The sequence below is a fragment of the Microbulbifer sp. TYP-18 genome (genome assembly GCF_040932045.1).
Taxonomy (GTDB): domain Bacteria; phylum Pseudomonadota; class Gammaproteobacteria; order Pseudomonadales; family Cellvibrionaceae; genus Microbulbifer.
Map to the genome: position 1 here is coordinate 41,507 of NZ_JBFRBC010000025.1, position 20,109 is coordinate 61,615.

23 protein-coding genes are annotated in these 20,109 nt (G+C 57.8%); 3 read left to right on the forward strand and 20 right to left on the reverse strand.

The genetic code is table 11. The features are described from left to right. Positions 1 to 14 precede the first annotated feature (14 nt). Both ABVT36_RS16145 and ABVT36_RS16150 read left to right on the forward strand, forming a co-directional pair. Complete coding sequence (locus ABVT36_RS16145) at positions 15 to 311, forward strand: type II toxin-antitoxin system RelE/ParE family toxin (RefSeq protein WP_368457460.1); 297 nt, start codon at positions 15 to 17, stop codon at positions 309 to 311. Positions 312 to 363: 52 nt separating this feature from the next. After that, complete coding sequence (locus ABVT36_RS16150) at positions 364 to 684, forward strand: HigA family addiction module antitoxin (RefSeq protein WP_368457461.1); 321 nt, start codon at positions 364 to 366, stop codon at positions 682 to 684. Positions 685 to 1,266: 582 nt separating this feature from the next. Here ABVT36_RS16150 and ABVT36_RS16155 read toward each other — a convergent pair. From ABVT36_RS16155 to ABVT36_RS16220, 14 genes are all read right to left on the reverse strand, one after another. Further along, positions 1,267 to 1,473 (reverse strand): cold-shock protein, encoded by a 207-nt coding sequence (locus ABVT36_RS16155; RefSeq protein WP_367150003.1) that lies wholly within the window; start codon positions 1,471 to 1,473, stop codon positions 1,267 to 1,269. Between the two features lie 865 nt (positions 1,474 to 2,338). Then, positions 2,339 to 3,328 carry a phage late control D family protein gene (locus tag ABVT36_RS16160; RefSeq protein WP_368457462.1) on the reverse strand — a complete coding sequence of 330 codons (990 nt, stop codon included), beginning with the start codon at positions 3,326 to 3,328 and terminating at the stop codon, positions 2,339 to 2,341. Beyond that, positions 3,325 to 3,705 carry a phage tail protein gene (locus ABVT36_RS16165; RefSeq protein ID WP_368457463.1) on the reverse strand — a complete coding sequence of 127 codons (381 nt, stop codon included), beginning with the start codon at positions 3,703 to 3,705 and terminating at the stop codon, positions 3,325 to 3,327. The genes ABVT36_RS16160 and ABVT36_RS16165 overlap by 4 nt, the downstream gene beginning before the upstream one ends. A gap of 11 nt (positions 3,706 to 3,716) precedes the next feature. Beyond that, entirely contained in the window at positions 3,717 to 6,287 is a 2,571-nt protein-coding gene (locus ABVT36_RS16170) for a phage tail tape measure protein (protein ID WP_368457464.1), read from the reverse strand. Between the two features lie 24 nt (positions 6,288 to 6,311). Further along, positions 6,312 to 6,449 (reverse strand): hypothetical protein, encoded by a 138-nt coding sequence (locus tag ABVT36_RS16175; RefSeq protein ID WP_367152051.1) that lies wholly within the window; start codon positions 6,447 to 6,449, stop codon positions 6,312 to 6,314. An 18-nt stretch (positions 6,450 to 6,467) separates the two neighbouring features. Then, positions 6,468 to 6,584, reverse strand: a complete 117-nt coding sequence (locus ABVT36_RS16180) for a GpE family phage tail protein (RefSeq protein WP_367152053.1) — start codon at positions 6,582 to 6,584, stop codon at positions 6,468 to 6,470. Between the two features lie 8 nt (positions 6,585 to 6,592). Beyond that, positions 6,593 to 6,901: a phage tail assembly protein gene (locus tag ABVT36_RS16185; protein ID WP_367152055.1), complete on the reverse strand. Its 309-nt coding sequence runs from the start codon at positions 6,899 to 6,901 to the stop codon at positions 6,593 to 6,595. A gap of 37 nt (positions 6,902 to 6,938) precedes the next feature. Continuing rightward, complete coding sequence (locus ABVT36_RS16190; RefSeq protein WP_368457465.1) at positions 6,939 to 7,448, reverse strand: phage major tail tube protein; 510 nt, start codon at positions 7,446 to 7,448, stop codon at positions 6,939 to 6,941. Between the two features lie 22 nt (positions 7,449 to 7,470). Further along, positions 7,471 to 8,634 (reverse strand): phage tail sheath protein, encoded by a 1,164-nt coding sequence (locus tag ABVT36_RS16195; RefSeq protein WP_368457466.1) that lies wholly within the window; start codon positions 8,632 to 8,634, stop codon positions 7,471 to 7,473. Continuing rightward, positions 8,624 to 8,983, reverse strand: coding sequence for a GPW/gp25 family protein (locus ABVT36_RS16200; RefSeq protein WP_368457467.1), 360 nt, complete (start codon positions 8,981 to 8,983; stop codon positions 8,624 to 8,626). The genes ABVT36_RS16195 and ABVT36_RS16200 overlap by 11 nt, the downstream gene beginning before the upstream one ends. Beyond that, positions 8,980 to 9,591, reverse strand: coding sequence for a phage baseplate assembly protein V (locus ABVT36_RS16205; RefSeq protein ID WP_367152504.1), 612 nt, complete (start codon positions 9,589 to 9,591; stop codon positions 8,980 to 8,982). The genes ABVT36_RS16200 and ABVT36_RS16205 overlap by 4 nt, the downstream gene beginning before the upstream one ends. A gap of 238 nt (positions 9,592 to 9,829) precedes the next feature. Continuing rightward, positions 9,830 to 10,189, reverse strand: a complete 360-nt coding sequence (locus tag ABVT36_RS16210) for a hypothetical protein (RefSeq protein ID WP_368457468.1) — start codon at positions 10,187 to 10,189, stop codon at positions 9,830 to 9,832. Between the two features lies 1 nt (position 10,190). Further along, on the reverse strand, positions 10,191 to 13,010 hold the full coding sequence (locus ABVT36_RS16215) for an RHS repeat-associated core domain-containing protein (RefSeq protein ID WP_368457469.1): 2,820 nt from the start codon (positions 13,008 to 13,010) through the stop codon (positions 10,191 to 10,193). Positions 13,011 to 13,078: 68 nt separating this feature from the next. Continuing rightward, positions 13,079 to 14,152 carry a hypothetical protein gene (locus tag ABVT36_RS16220; RefSeq protein WP_368457470.1) on the reverse strand — a complete coding sequence of 358 codons (1,074 nt, stop codon included), beginning with the start codon at positions 14,150 to 14,152 and terminating at the stop codon, positions 13,079 to 13,081. 45 nt (positions 14,153 to 14,197) lie between these two features. Between ABVT36_RS16220 and ABVT36_RS16225 the strand changes: the two genes are divergently transcribed. Beyond that, positions 14,198 to 14,683: a hypothetical protein gene (locus ABVT36_RS16225; RefSeq protein ID WP_368457471.1), complete on the forward strand. Its 486-nt coding sequence runs from the start codon at positions 14,198 to 14,200 to the stop codon at positions 14,681 to 14,683. A 774-nt stretch (positions 14,684 to 15,457) separates the two neighbouring features. Here the strand turns inward: ABVT36_RS16225 and ABVT36_RS16230 are convergent. From ABVT36_RS16230 to ABVT36_RS16255, 6 genes are read right to left on the reverse strand one after another with little or no spacing between them, the layout of a single operon-like run. Then, positions 15,458 to 16,387 carry a hypothetical protein gene (locus ABVT36_RS16230; RefSeq protein ID WP_368457472.1) on the reverse strand — a complete coding sequence of 310 codons (930 nt, stop codon included), beginning with the start codon at positions 16,385 to 16,387 and terminating at the stop codon, positions 15,458 to 15,460. Positions 16,388 to 16,395: 8 nt separating this feature from the next. After that, entirely contained in the window at positions 16,396 to 16,596 is a 201-nt protein-coding gene (locus ABVT36_RS16235) for a hypothetical protein (RefSeq protein ID WP_368457473.1), read from the reverse strand. A 6-nt stretch (positions 16,597 to 16,602) separates the two neighbouring features. Next, entirely contained in the window at positions 16,603 to 16,950 is a 348-nt protein-coding gene (locus ABVT36_RS16240; RefSeq protein ID WP_368457474.1) for a hypothetical protein, read from the reverse strand. Further along, positions 16,943 to 18,427, reverse strand: a complete 1,485-nt coding sequence (locus ABVT36_RS16245) for a tail fiber domain-containing protein (protein ID WP_368457475.1) — start codon at positions 18,425 to 18,427, stop codon at positions 16,943 to 16,945. The genes ABVT36_RS16240 and ABVT36_RS16245 overlap by 8 nt, the downstream gene beginning before the upstream one ends. A 9-nt stretch (positions 18,428 to 18,436) precedes the next feature. Next, positions 18,437 to 18,979 (reverse strand): phage tail protein I, encoded by a 543-nt coding sequence (locus ABVT36_RS16250; protein WP_368457476.1) that lies wholly within the window; start codon positions 18,977 to 18,979, stop codon positions 18,437 to 18,439. 4 nt (positions 18,980 to 18,983) lie between these two features. After that, positions 18,984 to 19,877, reverse strand: a complete 894-nt coding sequence (locus ABVT36_RS16255; protein ID WP_368457477.1) for a baseplate J/gp47 family protein — start codon at positions 19,875 to 19,877, stop codon at positions 18,984 to 18,986. Positions 19,878 to 20,109: the final 232 nt, after the last annotated feature.

The following is a 20,109-nucleotide window of genomic DNA, read 5'->3' on the forward strand; positions in this document are numbered from 1 at the left end:
ATAAAGGACAAAAAATGATCAAGAGCTTTAAAAATAAAGGGCTCGAGGAGCTGTTTAACCATGGAAGATCTAGCCGAATAGACGCACGTCCAGCGATTCAAAAGAAGATGCGTGCGATCATGCACGCTATTAACAGTTCGACAAATACAGAAGAACTGCGTAATGCCGGCAAAGGGGTACATCCCTTGAAGGGTAGGAAAGGGAAAAACTTCGGCGATTGGGCAGTGTGGGTGACAGGCAACTACCGCATCACGTTCAATTTTGACGGAACTGATGCCCATATTCTGGACTACGAGGACTATCATAGCTAAATCTGCTCAAAACTTGCTTCAGACACGCGACAATCGGATACGGTACGGAACTATGACTATCAAAAGAAAAGTTGCCCCAATGTCGGCTGGTGCTACGCTGAAATACTGGCAATTTGCGGACTTGGAGCTATCCCAAGACGAAATTGCTAAACGTCTGGGAATATCACGTAAACACCTTTCAGAGGTACTAAACGATAAAGCACCACTAAGTGAAGAACTGGCAGTTCGAATTGAAAAAGTGTTCGGATTTTCAGCAAAGGTACTGATGCGTATAGAGATGGATTACCGCCTCTATCATATTCGCGAGAGAGATGATGCCAAAAAACCGGTAAAGGTCGCCAGGGCAAGTAGACCGGCTCTAGAGCCAGCATAAAATCTACCCCCTAAGACCCCAGAATTATTCAAGACCAAAATGAACGCCAAATTGGCCAAAACGAATCAGAACCAGGGGAGCTGTAAAAGTGTACAATCCCCATGGTGCAAAATCAGAGTTATAGGTGGGTGAAGCGAGGGGTTACGTAGGCGCTGTCGGTGCAAAATATCAGCCTAACTCATTGATTCCATTAGGAATTATGTGGGCCTACGAACCAGGCGGTCGGAGGTTCGAATCCTCCCGAGCGCGCCAGTAAAATATAACAAAATCAAAAAGTTATAGACGCTAAAAGGCGATATCAATTTAGTTGGTATTGCCTTTTTTCGTTGAAGAGTCCACATTGTGTCCACGCAAGATTAAAAACGACTGACAACTGAAAGCTTAAGTAGAAGCTTTAATCCAGCCTGAAAACCTTCCAGAAGCTCCACGGATTGCATTGTTTTTTGCAGACTCTCCGTGGCTCTCCTGAATTAGAACGGCTTTAACCAGAGCTTAACTTTTTGAGCTGCAGGTCCATATTTGTGTTTGCTCAGCAAGGGCCTGGGTCAACAAGGTTAAATTCTTATCGATGATTTATTCGAATTAGAGTGGGCGGACATTATTTGCACATGGACCTTTTTGGCCTTGGCCTATTTCATATTCAACCTGCTGCCCATCGTTGAGCACAGCAAAGCCACCGCCACTCTTAATTTCTGAATGATGGACAAATAAATCTTTGCTTCCATCCTCCGGGGTAATGAAGCCAAAGCCTTTATCTGCATTGAACCACTTAACCACACCTTTATTCATAATCTGCTCTGTTATTTAGTGGTGAGCCGTAGAGAATTTTCTACTCACGAATTCACCATTGTTAAAAAATAAACCTTCCATCTGCAAAACCTGTGTTTTTCAGCGAGGTGATCACTTTCACCGGCTTTACCATTACTGATTGTCTCCCAGATACGGCTTGATTGCCAGCCGGAAAGTTAAACTAGGCGCCGCTTACCTGATTTTAGATCCGTAGAGAATGGTCAAAATTCTGTTGACGACCTTTGAAGAGCGAGCAAGACTAAGAAAATACCTCAAACTGGCAAGCGCGAGCAGGAGGGACATAGCCTCCTGTCAGCGCATGTACAGGTCAGTTCACACATTTTCTTAAAACGTATACAGTTGCACGTCATCCCAACCGACTCCGGATTATTAACCCGGCAACCAAATTATTTTCCGGGTTAATAAATAGCAGCAGTAAAATCTTACCCACCGACAGTGTCGTGGTTGCTGGCAATCAGCTTTTATTTTTACTAAATCCTGGAAGCTTGCCAGTAACCCACCCAGCAATAGATAAGAGAAATGGTATTCCTAATAACAATCCTCCACTCCTCCCTATCTTATAACCAATCTCATACTGTGATAGTTCCGGATGGGATTGACTAACTGTAAGGTAGGCAATCCCAAGGCCTATCAGGAAAAAAAGAAAATACCAGAAAATGAAAAAGAATATGTCTCTCAAGTCTCTCATATGCTTTGAGTATACTTAACGTCTATCTTTGGTCGGGCTAAAAGGCCAGCCTAACTTCCAGAGGGAGAGCAACTGCCGATTAATACTTATTCGAGGAATAAATCCCCCGATTATTATACCGCTAATAATAACCGTTAAACCGACACCACTCTACCCTTATATAGTTGTTCTGGTTTCCAACTCGATCGCCGTGGTAAAACCCTGGCCCCCGACAATGTGGCGGCAGCTGGCAATCAGCCAGTCGGTTTGGTCGATTTCCGCTTTGAAGCCTTCGAGCCGCACCGGCTGTTCCGGGTAGAGGTCGGCGCGGCCCAGGGCCAGTTGGTAACTCATGGTGGCCAGGCTGCGCTGGATGCGTTGCCACTCGGCTCGGGCCGCCTGCTTGGCTTCCTGTTCGCTGGCAAAGCTTTCCTTGAGTTGTTTTGCATCGTCACCGTCCCCCACCAACACAGTTTTGCGCTCGGCGTTTTCGCTGTCATGCCAGTCGGCGCGCACGCCGGTGTAGCTGTCGCGGTCGGCGATATGGTAGCGGTGGCGGTCGCCATCGCTGCGACGAATCGTGGCAGTGGGCAGCGGCTGGCCGCTGGCATTGGTCCCTTGCCCCACGGGAAAAAACAGCAACCGGCCGGCCTTGATGGTGGCGACGGCGTCGTGGCGCCTGCCGAGGCGGGTTAGCAGGTTGGCGTCGCTTTCGGTCTGGTCCAGGTGGGGAATGGCTATCTGGGCCAGGTCAGCGGCGATGCGCGGGGTAAGTTGGTGTTCGCCGGCGAGGGTTTTCAGGATTTGGCCCAGGGTGGTCTGATCCCAGCTGCGCTCGCGGCGGTTGCGCAGGGCGGCAGTGAGGTCGGCGCTGCGGGCGCGCAAGGTGAGACGATCGGGAGCGCCGCTGTGCTCGATTTCATCGACACGAAAACGGCCTTTGTTCTGCAGGCCGCTGTCCTGCCAGCCCAGGGCGACGGTGAGTTCTGCACCGCGTTCGGGCAGCGCCAGACGGCCGTCGTGATCCTGCAGCCGCAGGGTGAGCTCGTCGGCTTCGCCACCGCGGTGTTCGCTGAGGCTGAGTTCAATAAGACGCGGGGCCAGGGTGTCGGTGAGATCGCGCCCGTCCAGGGTGACACGCCAGGCGGGTATTCTGTGGCCGCTCATAATCCGTCCACTTGTTTGAGCTGCAACTTAAATTCAATGCGCCGGGCGCTGCCGTCGGCAAAAAACAGGCTGCGACTTTCCTGCAGGGAATCAATCACCCAGGCACCGTGGACATGGCCATTGCCGTCCACCAGGGTCCAGGCTTGTCCCCGGTCGGCCATGTCCCGCAAAGTATCGAGGGAGGCGGGGTCGCCGGTGAGGTCGGGGGCGATTAATCCGCTCAGGGTAATGGTGTCACTGCCGGGGCCGAGAAACTGGGTGGCGGCGCGGGCGCCGATGCGGTCGCTGCCGGCATGACGCCAGGCGGTTTGCCGCTGCAGATCCCCATAGGCGGCGGAGGACAGGGAAAAGGCGAACAGGCCCAGGCTCATCATCATTTTTTTTTGCCTCAGTCGTAGTCGTGCAGGCTGGCGCGACGGCGGGCTTGGTGCTCCCGCTGCAGGTTTTGGATTTCCTCGCGCACCAGGCTTGCGATGGCCGCGGCATCCATACCGGGGGCGGGATAAATATTGATGGTGACCGGCCCGATGGACGCTTCCGCGGGGGCCTGGCGCTGGGCGGAGAGCGGCGGGCGCTGATCGATGGCGACGGCGGGCATGGTGGTGGCGGCGATAGCGAGGCCGGCACCGAGGCCGCGCAGGCGGCGGTTAAAATGATCCAGTTGACGCAGGGGTTGGTTCTGCCGTGTGTTTAGGCCGCGGCTAAAACCGTCCATGGTGTCGCGACCAAAGCCGGCAAAAACCCGGCTGGGGGAACGGATGCCCAGCTTGTCCTTAAAAAATTCGATGGCGCTGCCGGCGGCGCCGGTGATGACATTTTTGAGGTCACCGATTTTGGCTTTGATGCCGGCCACCAGGCCGTCGATCAGCGCCCCGCCCCAGGCCATGAGTTTGTCCGGCCAGCCGCCGAGAATATCGTTGATGATGGTCCACAATTGCGCGAATCCCGCGCGGATGCGGTTGCCGTCCCCGGTAAAAATCCCGACGATCACCTCCCATACAGCGCCAAAATAATGGGTGATCCCCTGCCAAAAGACCCGCACGCCCTGAACCAGTTCGCCCCACAGGCCGGCAAAAAATGCCCTGATGGGTTGCCAGTATTTCATCAGCAACAAAGCGGCGCCGGCGATGGCCAGCAGCACCCAGCCGATGGGATTGGTGAGCAGAAAAACGAACAGGGTTTTAAAACCGGCCAGCAGCGCGGGAATGACACTGGCCTTGAGCCATAACAGCAGGGTTCCCAGGCCGCTGAACACCGGCGCGGCGGCAGCCATGGCAATACGCAGGCCGGCGGTGGCCATCATCAGGGCACCAAAGCTGAACACCAGGGCGCCGCCCAGGGTGAGCAGTACCGCGAAAATGGCGGCGATGGTGCCCAGCACTTTCGTCAGTTGCGGATAGGCTTTGAGGGCCTCGCCGGTGCGGCGAACCAGGCCGGTAAACATGCTACTGACTGTGCGCAGGCTGGGCTCCAGGGATTTGAACAAAGTGATGCCCAGATCCTGGGTGGCGGACTGCAGGGATTTGAGGTCGCCCCCCAGGTTGTCCATTTTGACTTTGGCCACCCGCTCGGCGGTGCCGGCGACGTCGTGCAGTTGCGCCGCGTATTGACTTAGCGCCCCCTGGCCTTCGCGGGTCACCAGGTCGGCCATGCCGGCGCCGGCGCGCTGGCCAAAAATCTGTTTGAACAAGGCGGCGCGATCGGCGCTGCCGATGTTTTTGGTGGCCTCGCCCACGTCGGCGATGATTTCGACAATATTGCGCAGGTCGCCGTTGGCGTCCGCGGCGCTGACGCCGATGGAGGCCAGGGCTTTGCCGGACATGCCGGCGGTGTCGCCCACCCGGTTGAGCACTTCGCGCAGATTGGTGCCGGCCATGCTGGACTGGATGCCGATATTGCCCAGCAGGCCGGCCATGGCGGCGGCGGTTTCCAGGTCGACGCCCATGGCCCTGGCCTGGGGGCCGACGTATTTCATGGTTTCGCCGAGCATTTCCAGGTTGGTGTTGGAGGTGACGGAAGTGGCGGTGAGCACGTCGGCGACGCGCTGGGTGTTTTTGGCTTGGATGCCGAAAGCGCCGCTGATATTGGAGACGATATCGGCCACCTGGGGCAGCGCCATGTCCCCGGCCAGGGCGGTGTTGAGCATGGCGGGCATGGCGTCGCGAATGGCCTGCGGGGTAAAACCGGCCTGGGCCAGAAACACCTGGCCCTGGGCCGCCTCGGTGGCGGTGAAGGCGGTGGTGGCGCCGAGCCGGCGCGCCTGGGTTTCCAGCATTTTGAGGCGCGGGTCGTTTTTTTCCAGGCGGGTTTTGGCCTGCACGTCGGAGATGGCGGTGGAAAAATCCAGCCCCGGCACCAGGGCGGCACCCATGCCGCGCAGGGTGCGCTGTCCCAGGAAGGCGGCGCCGGCGCCGTGCAACAGGGCGCTGCGCCCGCCCTCGTGCAATCGCCGCGCACTGGCCTGGGCGCGGGCCAGTTGTTCCAGCCGCGCTTTTTGCAATTGCATGGCGCGGTTGGCCTTTTGGGTCTCGGTACGCAGGCGCCGCTGTTCCTGCACCAGGTCGCGGGTACTGACCCCGGCGCTGCCGAGCCGGCCGCGCAGTTGCTGCAGTTTGCGGATCTGCTGCTGGTGGCTGTGTTTGAGCTTGCCCGCCGCTTTCTGGGCGCGCTGGAAATCCCGGCGCAGTTGCCGGCTGGGATTGCTGGTGTCGCGGATTTCCCGGGCCAGTTCATTGACCCGCTGCCGGGCGGACTGCAGGGCATTTTGGGAGCCGCGCAGATCTCTGTTCAGGCTGCGAAAACCATCCAGCGTTTTTTGGGTCTGGTTGAGTTCCTTTAAACGCTCGCGGGTTTCGCGCAGGGCTTTGGCGGTGCCGGTACTGCCCTGCATCACCTGACGCAGGGGTTTGGTGGCTTTGTTGACGGTGCTGAGCAACAGCTGCAGGCGGAGGTCGGCCATCTCAGGCCACCCCCGGACGCGGGATCAGTGTTTGTCGTGGGGATTGCCGAACCAGCGGCCGCCGCGGCGCACAAAGCCGGCCCAGAACAGCAGCAGGCCGAGGCACGCCAGTAGGGCGATGCCCAGCAGCAGGTACAGAAACAGCATGATGATCAGGTCCATGACCGCAGTATAGTGGGCTCACTTTTCACTGCCACTCCGCTTTCTGGCACGTTCGCGCCATTGCATCAGTTCCTGCAGATCCATCTGCGCCATGGCCGCCGGTGACCAGTGGAATATTGCGGCAATATCCGCCATGGCATCGTCTACCCAGTTGGGTACCGGTCCATCCTGCGCGCGAAAAAACCCGCGATCTCACCGCCCAGGGCCAGGAGGTCGCCGGGTTCCAGCTCCGCGACGTCCTGTTCGGTGAGAGTGGGCGCGCTGATACGCGGCAACAGCTTCTGCATGGAAATCACATCCAGGTTGGCGATATCGATCAACGCCAGGCCGCGCAGTTCTCCCGCCTTGGGTTTGCGCAGGGTGATCTCTTTAATCACCTGGTCGCCGCGCTTGATGGGGTGTTCCAGCGTTACCGGTTCGCTGGTTTGCGCTGTTTGTTTGCTGCCGGCCATAGGGCCCCTCCTCTGTCAGTGGTTTGGCGATGGTTTTTTACAGGCCGATGGCGCGGCGCTGCTGGGCCAGGCGGTCCGCGCCGTTGACGTTTTCCACCAGGTTCAGCAGATCGATTTCAATCACGGTGCTGCCGTTGATGCTGAGCTTGTAGTAGCTGCAGGCGGTGGTGACACTGAACTCGGTGTCCTCGCCGGCCTGGGCGTCGCCAAACTCGATTTCCGAGTGGCGGCCGCGGATCACCACTTCCACCGCGTCCACCGCGCCGGTGTCGTCGCGCTGGTAGGCACCGGCAAAACGCAGTTGCACGCCGTCGTGGCTGGTGATGCCGTACTGTTCCAGCACTTCGCGCATCAGGCCGCCGTAGGTGGCGGACAGTTCCAGCGCTTCCTGGCCGTGGTCGATTTTGACCGGGCCGCTCATACCGCCGCCGCGGTAGTCCTCCATGCTGCGGGTGAGCGTGGGCAGAGTGACGCTGTTGACCTGGCCGAGATAGGAATTGCCATCGTTAAACAGGTTGAGGTTTTTGAGTTTGCGGGGCAGTGCCATGATAAGCGCTCCTGTTTTTTCCCTAACCGCTGACGCGGTCGGCGAAGTCGGCCAGGTATTGATCGGTGATGCGCTGTTGCAGCAGCAGGTTTTCCAGCGGCGGCACCGGGGTGTAGTCGTAGTCGATCACCAGCCGGCCGTCGGCCAGGCTCTGGCTGGTGTTGGCGTTTTCGTCGTACCAGCAGCGGGCATCGATCAGGGCGCCGAGGGTTTTGAGCTGGCGGAACTTGGCGTTGATGCCCTCGATAATGTCTTTTACCAGACTGGGGTGCATGGGTTTGTCGACAGCCCAGGCGACGCTTTCGGCGATGGTGTCCGCCAGCACCTGGGCGGTGCGGGTGGCGGACTCGAAGGCGAACAGCGGATCGTCCGCACAGGTGCGGGAACCCCAAAAACGAAATCCGTTGTGATTGACCAGGGTGGTGACGTCGGCGGCATTTAAAAAACCGGCGTCGGTGTTGGGATCCTGCAGATCCCAATGCACGTCGGCACTGATTCCGGTGACACCGCTGACGACGACATTGGACAGGGTTTTGTGCCAGCCCTGTTCCTGATCGATGCGCGCGCGCAGGCCGAGGGCGCGGGCGGTGGCAAAATCCGGGCTGTTGTCGCTGCCGTCCCAGGCGAGGAAGTCGGGCCAGATAATCATCAGCTCGCGGTCGGAGAAGTTGCCGCGATAATCGCTGACCTCTTCCTTGGTGACACTGGGACCGGCGCTCACATAGGCCATGGCGCGCAGCTTTTTCGCCAGCACACCCAGGGCGGCGGCCACCTCCTGGGTGTCGAGTCCTGGGCAGCCCAAAATACGCGGCGTGACTCCCAGCTGTCCCTGGGCGGCCAGCAGCGCCTGCAGTCCGGTGTACTGGCCGTCGACGCTGCCACCGATCACATTGGTGCTGGTCTCGGCCGCGTCCAACCCTTCCTCCACCCGCACCGCCACCACCAGGGGACTGGCCTGGTCGGCGATGGCATTGAGGGTTTTGGCCAGGGTGCCGCTGGTGCCGGCTTTTTCGAGGGCGCCCTGCACGTCGGTGATCAATACCGGTTTGTTCAGGGGAAACATTGTCTCGTCCGCGTCGACGGCTATGGCCACCAGGCCGATCACGGCAGTGGAAATGGTGCGGATGGGACGCGCGGCTTCATTGACTTCGACAACGCGGACGCCGTGGTGATATTCAGTTGCCATAAGGCCCTCCGGTTTCCGTGCCCAAGGGCACGGTGATTTGTGTGGGGACGCGGTCGACGGTACCTTCCAGCCGCAATAAAAAAGCGCCGTCCCTGTCCAGGGTAAAAAGTTGTACCCGGGTCAGGCGCAGGCGCGGCTCCCAGCGCATCAGCGCCATGGCGGTGGCGCCATAAAGGCGCGCGCGGGTGGCGGTGTTGAAAGGCTGGTCCAGCAGTTCCGGAATCAGCGAGCCGTAGTCCCTGCGCATCACCCGGCTGCCCAGCGGCGTCTGCAGTATGTCGGCGATGGACTGGCGCAGATGCGCTTCCCCCTGCAGGGCGCGGCCGTCACTGGCGCTGGTGCCTTTCATTGCAACGGCTCTCCACTCAGACCGCCACCGGGGGTGACGCCAGTGGTCTTGTGATGCGCGAGGCTCACGCCCTCGCCCTTGACGTCGCCGGTGGCCTCGATACCGCCGTCCACTTCGACTTCACCCTTGATGCCGGTAGCGCCCTCGATCTGTGTGGCGCCGACAATTTTGGTATCGCCATTCACCGTCAGGGGACCGTTCAGGGTCATGCCGCCGCCGGCGGTGATCGCGGCGCTGCCGCCTTCGGGCAGTGTGGCGCTCAACTGGTGTGCCTCGTGGTCGTAACGGATTTCCGCACCGTCCGGATAGCGCACCAGGTGGCTGGTGCCGACGTTGTCCGGCGCCGGATTGGCCTGGGAATACAGCCCCCGCAGCACCAACCCCTGCTGCAGATCACCGCCGGGGGAAAGGAGCAATACCTGCTCGCCGATTGCGGGGGGATCCCACTGGGTGGTGGCGCCGGCGCGCAGGCTGATCCAGCGCAGCGGCGCGGTGGCGAGCTCGCCGGATTGAACCCGACAGCGCGCCTCCCGGTGCTGCACCTCAACAATGGTGCCGAGGCGGATCAGGTTGGCGAGCAGGCGGTACAGTTGGGTGTGGGATTCCATGGGGGGGATGGTGCGGCACCGGCGCGGCCACCGCAGTGAGGCGGGTTTGTAGCGGGGGTGATTACAAGTCGGGGGCCCTGTTGCGCATTTTACCCCAGGGCTTGGCAATATGTTTTAACCGCGCATTGATATTGGGCAACTGTCTAACCCGGAGATTGCAACACTACCTATTTTTCGCACACGTAAAAGCTGGCCCAACTTGGGAAGTCACCGTAGGACCCCTTCAAGGCTGGAGGGCTTACTGATTATCATTTACAACCCCAAAGCTGTAACACACAGCCTCTAGCGTATTCAAATCTAATATTGTATGCGCTGCATATTTTATAATTTTAGTATCAGGTGATACTGCTTGCTTGAATTTGAAACTACCACTATTTGAACCATTAGGTTTTTCAAAGCTCATCTTTATTTCTAGCACGCCATCTTTTTCATAGAAAGTGGGCGCGCTAACAGCCCAAAAGCTATCAGCTATCATTCCCTCGAAAAAAATATTTGCACCACTCTTTTTAACGCAAAAATTGGAAAATTGTCTGAACTCGATAGTATTTACTTCACATCCCAATAAGAAGATAAAAAAAACGACAAATATTCTCTTCATATTACAATCCCGGAAAATTGTTCGAATTTCTTATAGATTCATTTAGGTTGTCAGGGTTACATGGAAACCCACATGACAAACTCGACCCAGTTACTTGATTATACACATCAGTAGCATAACCTGAACAAGGTGAACCATAACTCCAGGCATCTTCCCCTTGATCACTATATTGGTTTATTAGATTTAGCAATAATGCTTCTTGGCTATCATTAATGTAAGAAGTTTGCGATACCAGATTTAGGTAATTTGGATTATACAGCCAGCCATCTTCTAACCCTATATGAAGCCCATTCCCTTGACCATTTGGATTATTCCCCCAAGTACCGGATGTAATGGGATTTCCATACGATCCATCCGTTTTTAATGGTGTATATGATAACCAGCTATGCCCTGCAACTAGATGACTTCCTGACGTGGCGCCATTGTTATGGCTAGCGATAGTCAGTAATCCGTCCAACCCTAGTGGATCAACCCACATCATTGGACTACCGCTTACATAGGCATAGGTATTCAATCCTCCACCTAATCCAATCGGATCACTCTGAATATAGCGCCCCAATGTGGGGTCGTAATCCCGATAGTAGTTGTAATAGTGCGGTGCTTCCTCTCCCTTGATCTGTCCCGGAAAACGCAGGTTGACCGTGGTCGGATTGGTATCGCTGTCCGGATCATTATTCGGTGCCAAGCGCCCAAAGGCATCGCTGTCCCAGCGCCAGACAATGGCTTCGCTGCTGTTGGTACCGATACGCGGGGTGTTGAGGTGGTCTGTGTGCAGGTAGGTCAGGGTTGTGCCCTGTACCTGGCCATCGTTGTAAGTGACCTCGACCTGTGCGACCGGCATGGTGTCCCGGTAGATATAATCAATCCGGCTCTGGATGTCGGTGCCGTTGCTGGCGTACCTGGTTTCACCCAGGTATTGGCCGCCCAGGCCATAGTGCAGCAACGAGTCCTCGGTCTTGTCGGTGCGTACCCGCTGGCCGATGGCGTTGTAGTAGTAGGTACCCTTGAGTGTGCCGTTTTCGGTATAGGTCTTGAGACGGTTGGCGTGGTTGTAGCTGTACTGCTGTTGTCCTCCGTCGACGCTGGTGGTGTTGCCAGCGGCATCGGTTACCCAGGGCTGGCTGTCTCTTTGGGTGAGGCGGTTGGAGGTAGTCTCGTGGCTGTAGCTGGTGGTGCTCAGGGTGCCACCGGTGTTGGTGGCGTCCTTCTGGGTGCGGTTGCCCACCGCATCGTACTGGTAGTCGTTCTGGCCGGCGATATAGCCTTCGCCGGTGAGGCGGTTCAAATTGTCGTAGACAAAGGCCCTGTCTTTGCTGGTATCCAAGCTGTCGGCGATACCGGTGATGTTGTTGGCCAAGTCATAGGTATAGAAGTCGGAGCGGACATTGCCGATGCCGCTGGCGGTGACGGTTTCCAGGCGTCCGTCCAGGTCGTAGCTATAGCTCTGGGTGATGCCGTTGCCATAGTCCATGGAAGAGATACCGCCATAAGGCTGGTACTGGATATTGCTGACCAGGGTCTGGGCCGTGGCCTGGGCATTCTCCCGGCTGGTGATGGCGTTGATTCGGCCCAATGTATCGCGGCTGTAGCTGACAATACGGCCGGAGGGATAGGTGATACTGGTGACACGACCCAATGTGTCATAACTGTACTGGGTGCTGAAACTCCAGCTGGCGATGGTGTCGTCCTGCCGGGTGATACGGCCCAGGTCGTCGTAAGTGAGGGCGGTAGCGCCGGCATCGTTGCTGAAACCGGTCAGCCGACCCACGCCCTGGTTGCCGTTGTCGGTGTTGTCGTAACTAAAGGTCGCGTTCTCGGCGGTGCTGCCGGGATAGGTGATGGCGGTGAGGCGGTTGAGGGCATCGTAGCTGTAATTAGAAACTATACCGCGCGCATCGGTGCTGGATGTGCGGTTGCCAGCGGGGTCGTTGTCGTAGCTGGTCACGCCGGTATCGGGACTGGTGAGTTTGGTGAGATTGCCGAGGAAGTCGTACTCATAGCTGGTGGTATTGCCACGCTGATCGGTGACCGAGGTGATACGGTCGGCGCTGTCGTAGGTGTACTGGATCTGATTGGTGTCCGCGTCAGTGACAGTCTTGACCCGGCCCAGGGCATCCCGGGTCTCTCCGGTGGTGTTTTGGTTACCGTCGGTGGCGGAGACGCGATTACCATTCTTGTCGTAGGCGATGGAGGTGTTTTGGCCGTTGTTGCCATCCACATCGATCAGGCGACTCAGCTCGTCGTAGCTGCGGCTGACGGAGCGCACCAGTGTGGTGCCGTCGGCGGCATAGATCTTTTCCTGCAATACATTGCCGGCGGCGTCCAACGTATATTCCATCCGCTCGCCCAGGGCATTCTCCACCGCGGTGAGACGGCGGGCGTCGTCGTATTCAAAACTGATGTCGGAGCCGTCCGGGTAGGCGATATTGGTGACCTGCCCTACGCCATCGTAGGTGTAGGTGGTGACCTGATCGCCGGAAGCCGCCTTGGCGGTGGCGGTTTTCAGCCAGCCGCGGGGGGTATAGGTGTAGTGGGTTTGCAGGCCATTGGCATCCTCTATTCTGAGAGCCTGGCCGGCGGTATCGTATTCGAGCACCGACTCCACCTGGCCCAGGGCATTGGTGGTGCTGATGCGGCGGTTGTTGGCGTCATAGCCGTAAGTGGTGATGTCGGAGACATCGGTGCGCGGGCCGTTGGCGGTTTCCATCTTGCCCGCCGCGGTGTAGGTATAGGACCAGTTCTGTTGTGTGACGGCCGCGCTGGTGCCATGGGCCACCAGCAGGCTCAGCGCCCCCGCGAGGACGGATTGGGTATAACGCATAACAATTCCTTTCTACTTATTGTTGTTCAGCAATCAAAAATCTCTGACCGATTGATCCATTCAGCCACTCAAGGGCTGGGCACGGGTGTGATCTGCTTGCTCAATTGGCGGCCGGCGCTGTCATAGCTGTAATCGGTTACCGATTCCGCTGTGGTGATCTTGGTGGGCAGGTTCAAAGTGGCATGCCACTGGGTGGTGATCACTTTGGCCTCGGGGGTGCCGGCCGCCTCGGTGCGGGTCAGCTCGCGCCCCAGGTTATCGCGGGTATAGGTGGTGGTATTCCCCTCCCAGTCGGTTTCGCTGGCGATAAAACCATTGGCGTCGTAGGTATAGCCTTTGTTGGCGGCGGCACAGTTAGCCGAAGCTTCACCATCGATGGAGGTGATACGCTTAACGCCGTTTACATCCCCATAGTGATAGGTGGTTTGCTTGCCCAGGGCATTGGTGAGACGGCGTGTATTGGCATCCACATAGGCCACATCCACCGACTCGGCACCACTGTTGTGTTCGGTGCGGATGGCCCGCCCCTGATCGTCGTAGGCAAAACTGCTGTAGATCTTACCGGTTTCATCGGTGACACCCGTGAGCGCATTGGGGAAGCGACTGTCCTCGTAACGGAAGACCCGCTGCGGCGAAGTACTGCCGGGAAAAGTGATGGACGCCAACAGTCCGTTGCCATTGTAGGCGAACTGGTACACGGAATTATCGTTGCGGGTGATCTGAGTCAGGTTGCCGTCGGTGTAGGCCAAGGTAACACTGTTGCCATTGTCGTCGGCGATGGTTTCCTGCTGGATACCGCCGGTATCGTAGCTATAAGTGATACCCCGGCCCTGTTCATTTTCCACGCGCAGAATACGGCCGGCAGTGTCGTATTGCTCGGTACGGGCATCCACCTTCAGGGTCCAGCCGGTATGCTGTTGGCTGGCATCCAAATTCCGGGTTACCTGCCAATCACGATTGGCCTCTGCAACGAAAGTACCGCTCTCGTCGACAAAATGCAGATCACTGCCATTGGGGCGATAGGCGATCAGTCGCTCTGTCACACCATCGGGCAATGTGTAATGGGCCAGGAAATAGCTATGGTTGTGGCGCCAGTGCTCTGTGGCGCTACCGGTATATTCCAGGGTTGGATCTCTGTCCAATGGTAAGGAAATAGGCTGCTCGCCGGCAGGCAATGGCTGCTCGGTATGTATCGTGGTTGCGCCGCTAACGCCGGCACCAAGGCTGTACCCGGCGCCGCTCTTTTGATGATTGCCAAAGCTGTTGTAGCGCCAGGAGAAAGTCAGCGGGAAATCCCCTTCCGCCTCGAAAACGATTTCTTCCTGTCGTTTGTGGCCATTAAAAAAATTGATTGGATTGCCGGCCAGATTATCGCAGTTTTGCGGTTCAGGTGGAGCTACACAGTCTCGCGCAACACTGTCCCAGGGATTATCGGCTGGGCACTCTTTTTCACAGAGGCCGCTGTCAACGCTATAAGTGGTTGGAGGCTGACAATCTGGGATTTTTTCACATTGGATATTATAAGGAGCAACTTCTTGCCCACTTGTTTGAATATATCCATCTTTACAAGAATATTCATGCGGAGTAATAAACGAGCCTACGTACGTCCCGATCACTTCTCCATTAGCTGGATTAATAAACTGCATTTCGACTTCCATGTAATAAGTTTTTAAAATATAATATGTACCGTTTGAAATGTATGTATTTGTAACCCCAAGAATAGTGCACTCACGATTAGCGAGAGAGTCACATCTAGCTGCACATTGTTCAGCCACTTCATTGAATGTAAACCCTACAATTGGAGGTAAGATTGGATTTGTATGACCTGAGAAATTGCTACAAGTATCAACAGCGTTCATAAAAGTTTCTGAAGCAGTTGAATTCATACAGAAAAACAAAGTCGAAATTATGATGTATTTGACTTTGTTCAAAGCTAGATTTTTTAACCAAACAATTTTTTTATTCAAAATTAAACCCAATCTATTTATTTTATATAAAAAATCTATAAAGTAGATCTTAAAAAGATTTTTTGCGCGAATAACGAGTCTTGCTTTTTAGGAAAATTCTATAATTATTTATTGTGAATTCGACTTCAAGTAGAAGCTCGCGGTTTCAACTAATTACTTTTTCAGCAATAACGACTCGTTAGCTATTTATCTCTCCTTAGCTATCAGCCCCTGATTGTCGTTGGAGTAGATTGCAGAATTTCCTTTCCTATGCATCTTACTAATGGCAAAGCTCTCGCTCACTATCGTGGAATTGATTAATATTCTACCATCGAAATATTGAAAGATAGTTCATACGACTTGTCACCGAAAGTCAATTACAGGTCATTACATCCAGAGCATAAGGTGAATTGCATCACACTTATTAGAGCCATAGCGACAATGCGCTTGTCCAGATACTCCTCTTAAGTTAAAGGCGGGATTTACCGCCTGTAGCCGCTATCAGAGAGGGCCGCCCCCAAGGCAGGTGGCCTTGACCCGTACCACTTTGTCGATCAGCCAGCTGCCGTTCTTTTTGCGGATGCGCACGCGCACATCCGAGAGTTTGGTGATGGTGGGCTTGTGGATTTGCGATTGATGCGCCGTTACGCCGATAGTGCGTGAGCCGTTGATTGTGTACACCGTGGCCAGGTCGCAGTTGCCGTAGGTGAGCTGGGAAGAACTGGAATCAAAACGCACCTCAAAACCATCGCCAACGGTGCTGCTGACAGGCTCCACATAGTTGGCGCCACCACGCGCGGAACCGTTGCGATAGATCCCCACATAGGCGTGTACATAAGACGGCGCGACATCGATATTCTCGTGGTCCACAATCGCCGCCGGGTTGAGCCGGTAGTGGGTAAAGTTGACGGTGATATTGCCGGTGTAGATGGAGGCCCCGCTGCCATCGGTAATTTTGCAGCGATACACCGAGGTGGTATTGACGCCCCCGGCGCTGCGCGCAAAGGTGGTGGCGGCGGCCCCCTGGCTGTTGACGGTCAGTGTGGTGCCGCTGACTTTCTGCCAGGTATAGGTATAGGGCGCCTCGCCGCCGCTGACACTGGCGGTGACCGAGTCGCTGGTCAAATTTATGGAACCGGTGCCCGCGCCTTTTTTACTGGAGCTGCTGCGGGACAAGGTGGCATTGCTCATGGGCGTGTAATAACTGGCGGTGCCCGTGGCCGCCCAGAGGGTGTTCAGGTCTGCGCCGCTGGCCAGTTTGATCCCGGTGGACGCGGCCGCGCTGCCAAAGGACAGGGGTGCATAGCGCTGGTTCAGATCCCGGCCGTCGCTGGTCTGGTAGCCGGTGGCCGCCGGTTTGGTGCCCTGGACATAGGGATCAAAAACACTGTCCAGGTCGCTGCCGCTGCTGGTCTGGTAGCCGCTTGCCATGGTGTACGCTAATTCAAGTCGGGTATGGGTTTATCCCCGGCGGGGCTGAATTCTTTTTTCTTTTCGTCCCGGTCGGCCAGGGCCGCGGCCAGCGCGTCAAAATGCCGCTGCGCCATGGGCTCGTAGCAGACACGCGCGGACACCGGCAGGGTGCCGCCAAAGTCCATTAATACCTGACGGATAAAATCCAGTTGTTCCCGACATTGCATGGCCGCTCACTCCCCCTGGGCTTCGTTGTAGAGTTTGTCGAAGGCGTTTTTGATCAGCAGCATCAGACCCGCGGGGGTGACGCCGCCGAGATCCACTCCGGTGACCGGGTCATTGAGCCCGCTGGCGAAGGTGCGGGTGCGGATATCGGCGAGATTTAATTCCAGCACCTGGCCGCCGACGGCGTCGGGCACCAGGGGTTGCCACTGCCCGGCGACGCACAGGTGTTCGCTGGTCTGAAAGGCGATGCTGGCGCTGTCGTCGGCGGGATTCCAAAACAGGTGGACCTCTGTGGCCAGGCGTTCGGCCAGGACACCGGGGGCGATTTCGCGCAGGCGCGCGTTGGTTTTAGGCATGGCCCTTCTCCAGTTTTAACAGTCGCGAATCCAGCAGCTGCAGCCAGCCGACCACGGGAGCGAGCATCTGGTCGTAGTCCATGGCGGGCAGGCTACGCCCGTCGTCCGCCACCGGCTCCGACAGCAGGGGTTTGACCTCCTCGGCGACAAAACCCAGGCGCGGGCGCTGGTCGCGGCAGATATTTTGACGGTATTGGTAGCGCACCGGGCGCAGTTTGCGCAGCACCTCGAATCCCAGCTGCAGTGGCCGAATATTTTTTTTCGTGAAGCGGGAGGAATAAACCTTAAAACCACCGTTGGCCTGCACCTGCTTGTCGAAATAGTGACGGCTGGCGGGGGTGTGATGGTTGCCGGAATTGGACGTGATGTTGTTAAACGTGACGCTGGCGCCCAGGGAGGCTTTGGCATCGAGCGCGGCTTGCAGGCCGCTGATCTTGCTGGTGGACAGTGTGGGAATACGGGCGGCGTTAAAGGTGCCGCTGGTGATTTTACTGGCGCTCAGCGAGGGAATGCGCGCTGAGCCCAAGGTGCCGGTGGTGATTTTGCCGGCATCCAGCGCGGGAATACGGGCGGTGTCAAAGGTGTCGCTGGTGATTTTGCTGGCGCTCAGTGGGGGGATGCGCGTCGCACTGAAGGTGCCGGAGGTAATTTTGCCGGCATCCAGCGCGGGAATACGGGCCACAGCAAAAATGCCGCTGGTGATGGAAGCGGCGGCGTGGCTGTGGGCGGCGGGCGGGTAACTGAGCGGCTTGTCGGTAAAGTTCTCCCAGTTGAGGTAGTAGCTGCCCTCCTCGCCATCCAGTTTGTCCGCGTGAAGGCCATTGCCGGGGCCCTGGTTTTGGGTGGCCGCGTCCCCCAGTCCCAGGTGTTGGCGCGCCCCGTCGGCGTCGTCCTGGGCCAGCAGGGTTTTGCCAAAACTTTTGGGGGCGCCTTGTCCCAGGCGATCATCCAGCGCGGCCTTGACGCCCCTGGGTGTGGAGGCGCGGCTGGCGTCCGCACCTTCTATCTGTTCCGCATCGGTGGCCAGCTCCGCCACGCCGGGGGTTTCGGTGGTGGCCGGCGGGTTGATCCAGCTGGTGTCGCCAAAACTCAGGTCGGTGGCATTTATGTCGGTAAAACAGACGTCCGCGGCCAACAGCAGGGTGGCCTGGGTGGATTTTTCCAGTATCACGCCGCTCTGGCCGTAGACCGCGAACAGGGTGCCGTCCTGCAGGTAGAGGCCGAAACCGCGCAAGGTATAGGTGTCCGGTCCATCGTCGCGGATGATGACATGCAGGGTATTGTCGGCCACCGCGTTGCCGGCAAAAGTATCCAGTTGTTTGATCTCACCGGGCAGCTGGGTCTGGGATGCCTGCGGCACAAACACTTCGGCGGTGACACCGATGCTGGCGATGCGCACCGGCAGCGTGCCGGTGTTGTCCGCATTGATCAGCGCCTGGCGGCCGGCGTCGGTCACGATGATCTGCAATCCGCTCATAAAAGCTCCTCAGACCGCCTGCAGTTGCAGGCGGCGGTAAACGGCGGGCCGGGCCGCGGCCGCAAAACCGATACAGCCGCGGGCCTCGACGCCCTGGGTAAAACTCCAGTGGCTGCGCACGGGCTTGGTGCGCTCCACTTCCGCGATCACGTCGTCCACGTATTGGGCGCTGGCCTCCTGGCCGCCGGAGCCGTTGAGGGTGAGCCACATCGCAAAGGTGTGCGGCGCGCCGGGCGGATCCTGCTGCCACCACTCGCTCAGTTGCACGGCGCCGCCAAAACTCTGCACCACTGTGCAGACGGAATAGGCGGTGCCCTTGGTGCGCTGAATCTGGATGGCGTTGCGGATACGCTCGCGCTTCACCTGTTCCGGCCAGTAATCCTTCCAGGCGTCGATGGACAGGGCCCAGGCGAGCCAGGGCAGCAGCTCCGCCGGGCAGCTGTCCGGATTCCAAAGTTGCCGCAAGGGCACCGGCACCTCGGCGATGCGCGCGGTGGCGGCTTCCAGGGCGCGCTCGACATCGGTGGCGTTGGCGGGCAGCAGGCTGGCCACGAGGCTATTCGTCCACGCCGCCGTGGGTGACGGTGGCGGCGGTGCAGTGGGTGGCCTGGGTGCGGCTGACGACGATATCGGCAGTGGGCTGGGTGAGCGCCACCCGCTGCACCCCCTGCACATGCAGGGCGGCGTAGAGACCGGACAGGGTGACGTCGCGGCCCAGGCGGTGGCTGTCTTCGATATAGGTTTGCAGCTGCGCCCGAGCCTCGGCCAGCACCACCGCGGCGCCGGGGCCGGCGTAGGTGTAGAGGGTGGCCTCCACCACATAGGAAATTATTTGCGCGGACTGCACGCTCACCCGGTCGGTCATGGGGCGCACATGGTCCGCCTGCAGCACCGCGGCCACGCTGTTCAGCAGGGCCGTGCCCGCTGTGCCGTTACCGTCCCGGGCGAGGATGGAGACCACCACATCGCCGGGGCTGGGGCTGGTGGCGCTGGCATCGAGGACACCGGGATCGGCGCCCAGGGCGTGATAAATATAGGCGCCCTCCGGGCCGGCGACACTGAACCCCTCCGGGGCCAGCTGGATGCGGCGGCGGAATTCGGTGTTGGATTCCACGGTGGGGTCGATACCGTTCACCGGGTCGCCGGGGTCCAGCACCAGACGCTGGACCCCGAACAGCGCGCCTATCTGGTCCAGGTCCGCGTCCTCGGCGTAGGCCAGCATCACGGCGCGGGCGGCGTTGTTCACCCGCTGACGCAGCAGCAGTTCCCGGTAGGCGGCCACCTCAAGAATTTTATAGGCGGGGTCGGCTTCGGTCAGGGCGTCGAAGGTGGTGTCGCGGCTCTGCAGGTCGGACAGCATGGCGCTGAAGATGGACTCGAAATCGAGCGCTTCCACGACGTCCGGCTCCGGCAGCCGGGAGAGATCCACAGCGGTAAAGGTGTTGGCCATGCCCGCGATGGTGCGCGAGCGCCGGCATGACCGCAGTGGCGGCGGCTTGTAGCAGTGCTGGTTACAAAGTATATTTGCTCACATTGATCTGCAAAGCTACGTCAGATTTCTGCCAGAGAAAACTGCTATCCCACTGAGTTTTATGGGGCTCCAAAGTGATCAAAATAAAAGAAAATTTCTGGGTATGAAGTAATTACTCTGGGGCAGTTTTTTAAATAAACTATTACGTAAA

Coding starts and splice junctions, on each gene's coding strand:
- ABVT36_RS16235 (WP_368457473.1), bottom strand. CDS start 16,596: ATGCAATGTCGGGAACAACTGGATTTTATCCGTCAGGTATTAATGGAC.
- ABVT36_RS16165 (WP_368457463.1), bottom strand. CDS start 3,705: ATGATGATGAGCCTGGGCCTGTTCGCCTTTTCCCTGTCCTCCGCCGCC.
- ABVT36_RS16185 (WP_367152055.1), bottom strand. CDS start 6,901: ATGGCCGGCAGCAAACAAACAGCGCAAACCAGCGAACCGGTAACGCTG.
- ABVT36_RS16245 (WP_368457475.1), bottom strand. CDS start 18,427: ATGAGCGGATTGCAGATCATCGTGACCGACGCCGGCCGCCAGGCGCTG.
- ABVT36_RS16230 (WP_368457472.1), bottom strand. CDS start 16,387: ATGGCAAGCGGCTACCAGACCAGCAGCGGCAGCGACCTGGACAGTGTT.
- ABVT36_RS16210 (WP_368457468.1), bottom strand. CDS start 10,189: ATGAAGAGAATATTTGTCGTTTTTTTTATCTTCTTATTGGGATGTGAA.
- ABVT36_RS16200 (WP_368457467.1), bottom strand. CDS start 8,983: ATGAAAGGCACCAGCGCCAGTGACGGCCGCGCCCTGCAGGGGGAAGCG.
- ABVT36_RS16175 (WP_367152051.1), bottom strand. CDS start 6,449: ATGGACCTGATCATCATGCTGTTTCTGTACCTGCTGCTGGGCATCGCC.
- ABVT36_RS16180 (WP_367152053.1), bottom strand. CDS start 6,584: ATGGCGGATATTGCCGCAATATTCCACTGGTCACCGGCGGCCATGGCG.
- ABVT36_RS16150 (WP_368457461.1), top strand. CDS start 364: ATGACTATCAAAAGAAAAGTTGCCCCAATGTCGGCTGGTGCTACGCTG.
- ABVT36_RS16205 (WP_367152504.1), bottom strand. CDS start 9,591: ATGGAATCCCACACCCAACTGTACCGCCTGCTCGCCAACCTGATCCGC.
- ABVT36_RS16215 (WP_368457469.1), bottom strand. CDS start 13,010: ATGCGTTATACCCAATCCGTCCTCGCGGGGGCGCTGAGCCTGCTGGTG.
- ABVT36_RS16240 (WP_368457474.1), bottom strand. CDS start 16,950: ATGCCTAAAACCAACGCGCGCCTGCGCGAAATCGCCCCCGGTGTCCTG.
- ABVT36_RS16160 (WP_368457462.1), bottom strand. CDS start 3,328: ATGAGCGGCCACAGAATACCCGCCTGGCGTGTCACCCTGGACGGGCGC.
- ABVT36_RS16225 (WP_368457471.1), top strand. CDS start 14,198: ATGTATCGTGGTTGCGCCGCTAACGCCGGCACCAAGGCTGTACCCGGC.
- ABVT36_RS16155 (WP_367150003.1), bottom strand. CDS start 1,473: ATGAATAAAGGTGTGGTTAAGTGGTTCAATGCAGATAAAGGCTTTGGC.
- ABVT36_RS16190 (WP_368457465.1), bottom strand. CDS start 7,448: ATGGCACTGCCCCGCAAACTCAAAAACCTCAACCTGTTTAACGATGGC.
- ABVT36_RS16195 (WP_368457466.1), bottom strand. CDS start 8,634: ATGGCAACTGAATATCACCACGGCGTCCGCGTTGTCGAAGTCAATGAA.
- ABVT36_RS16145 (WP_368457460.1), top strand. CDS start 15: ATGATCAAGAGCTTTAAAAATAAAGGGCTCGAGGAGCTGTTTAACCAT.
- ABVT36_RS16255 (WP_368457477.1), bottom strand. CDS start 19,877: ATGGCCAACACCTTTACCGCTGTGGATCTCTCCCGGCTGCCGGAGCCG.
- ABVT36_RS16170 (WP_368457464.1), bottom strand. CDS start 6,287: ATGGCCGACCTCCGCCTGCAGCTGTTGCTCAGCACCGTCAACAAAGCC.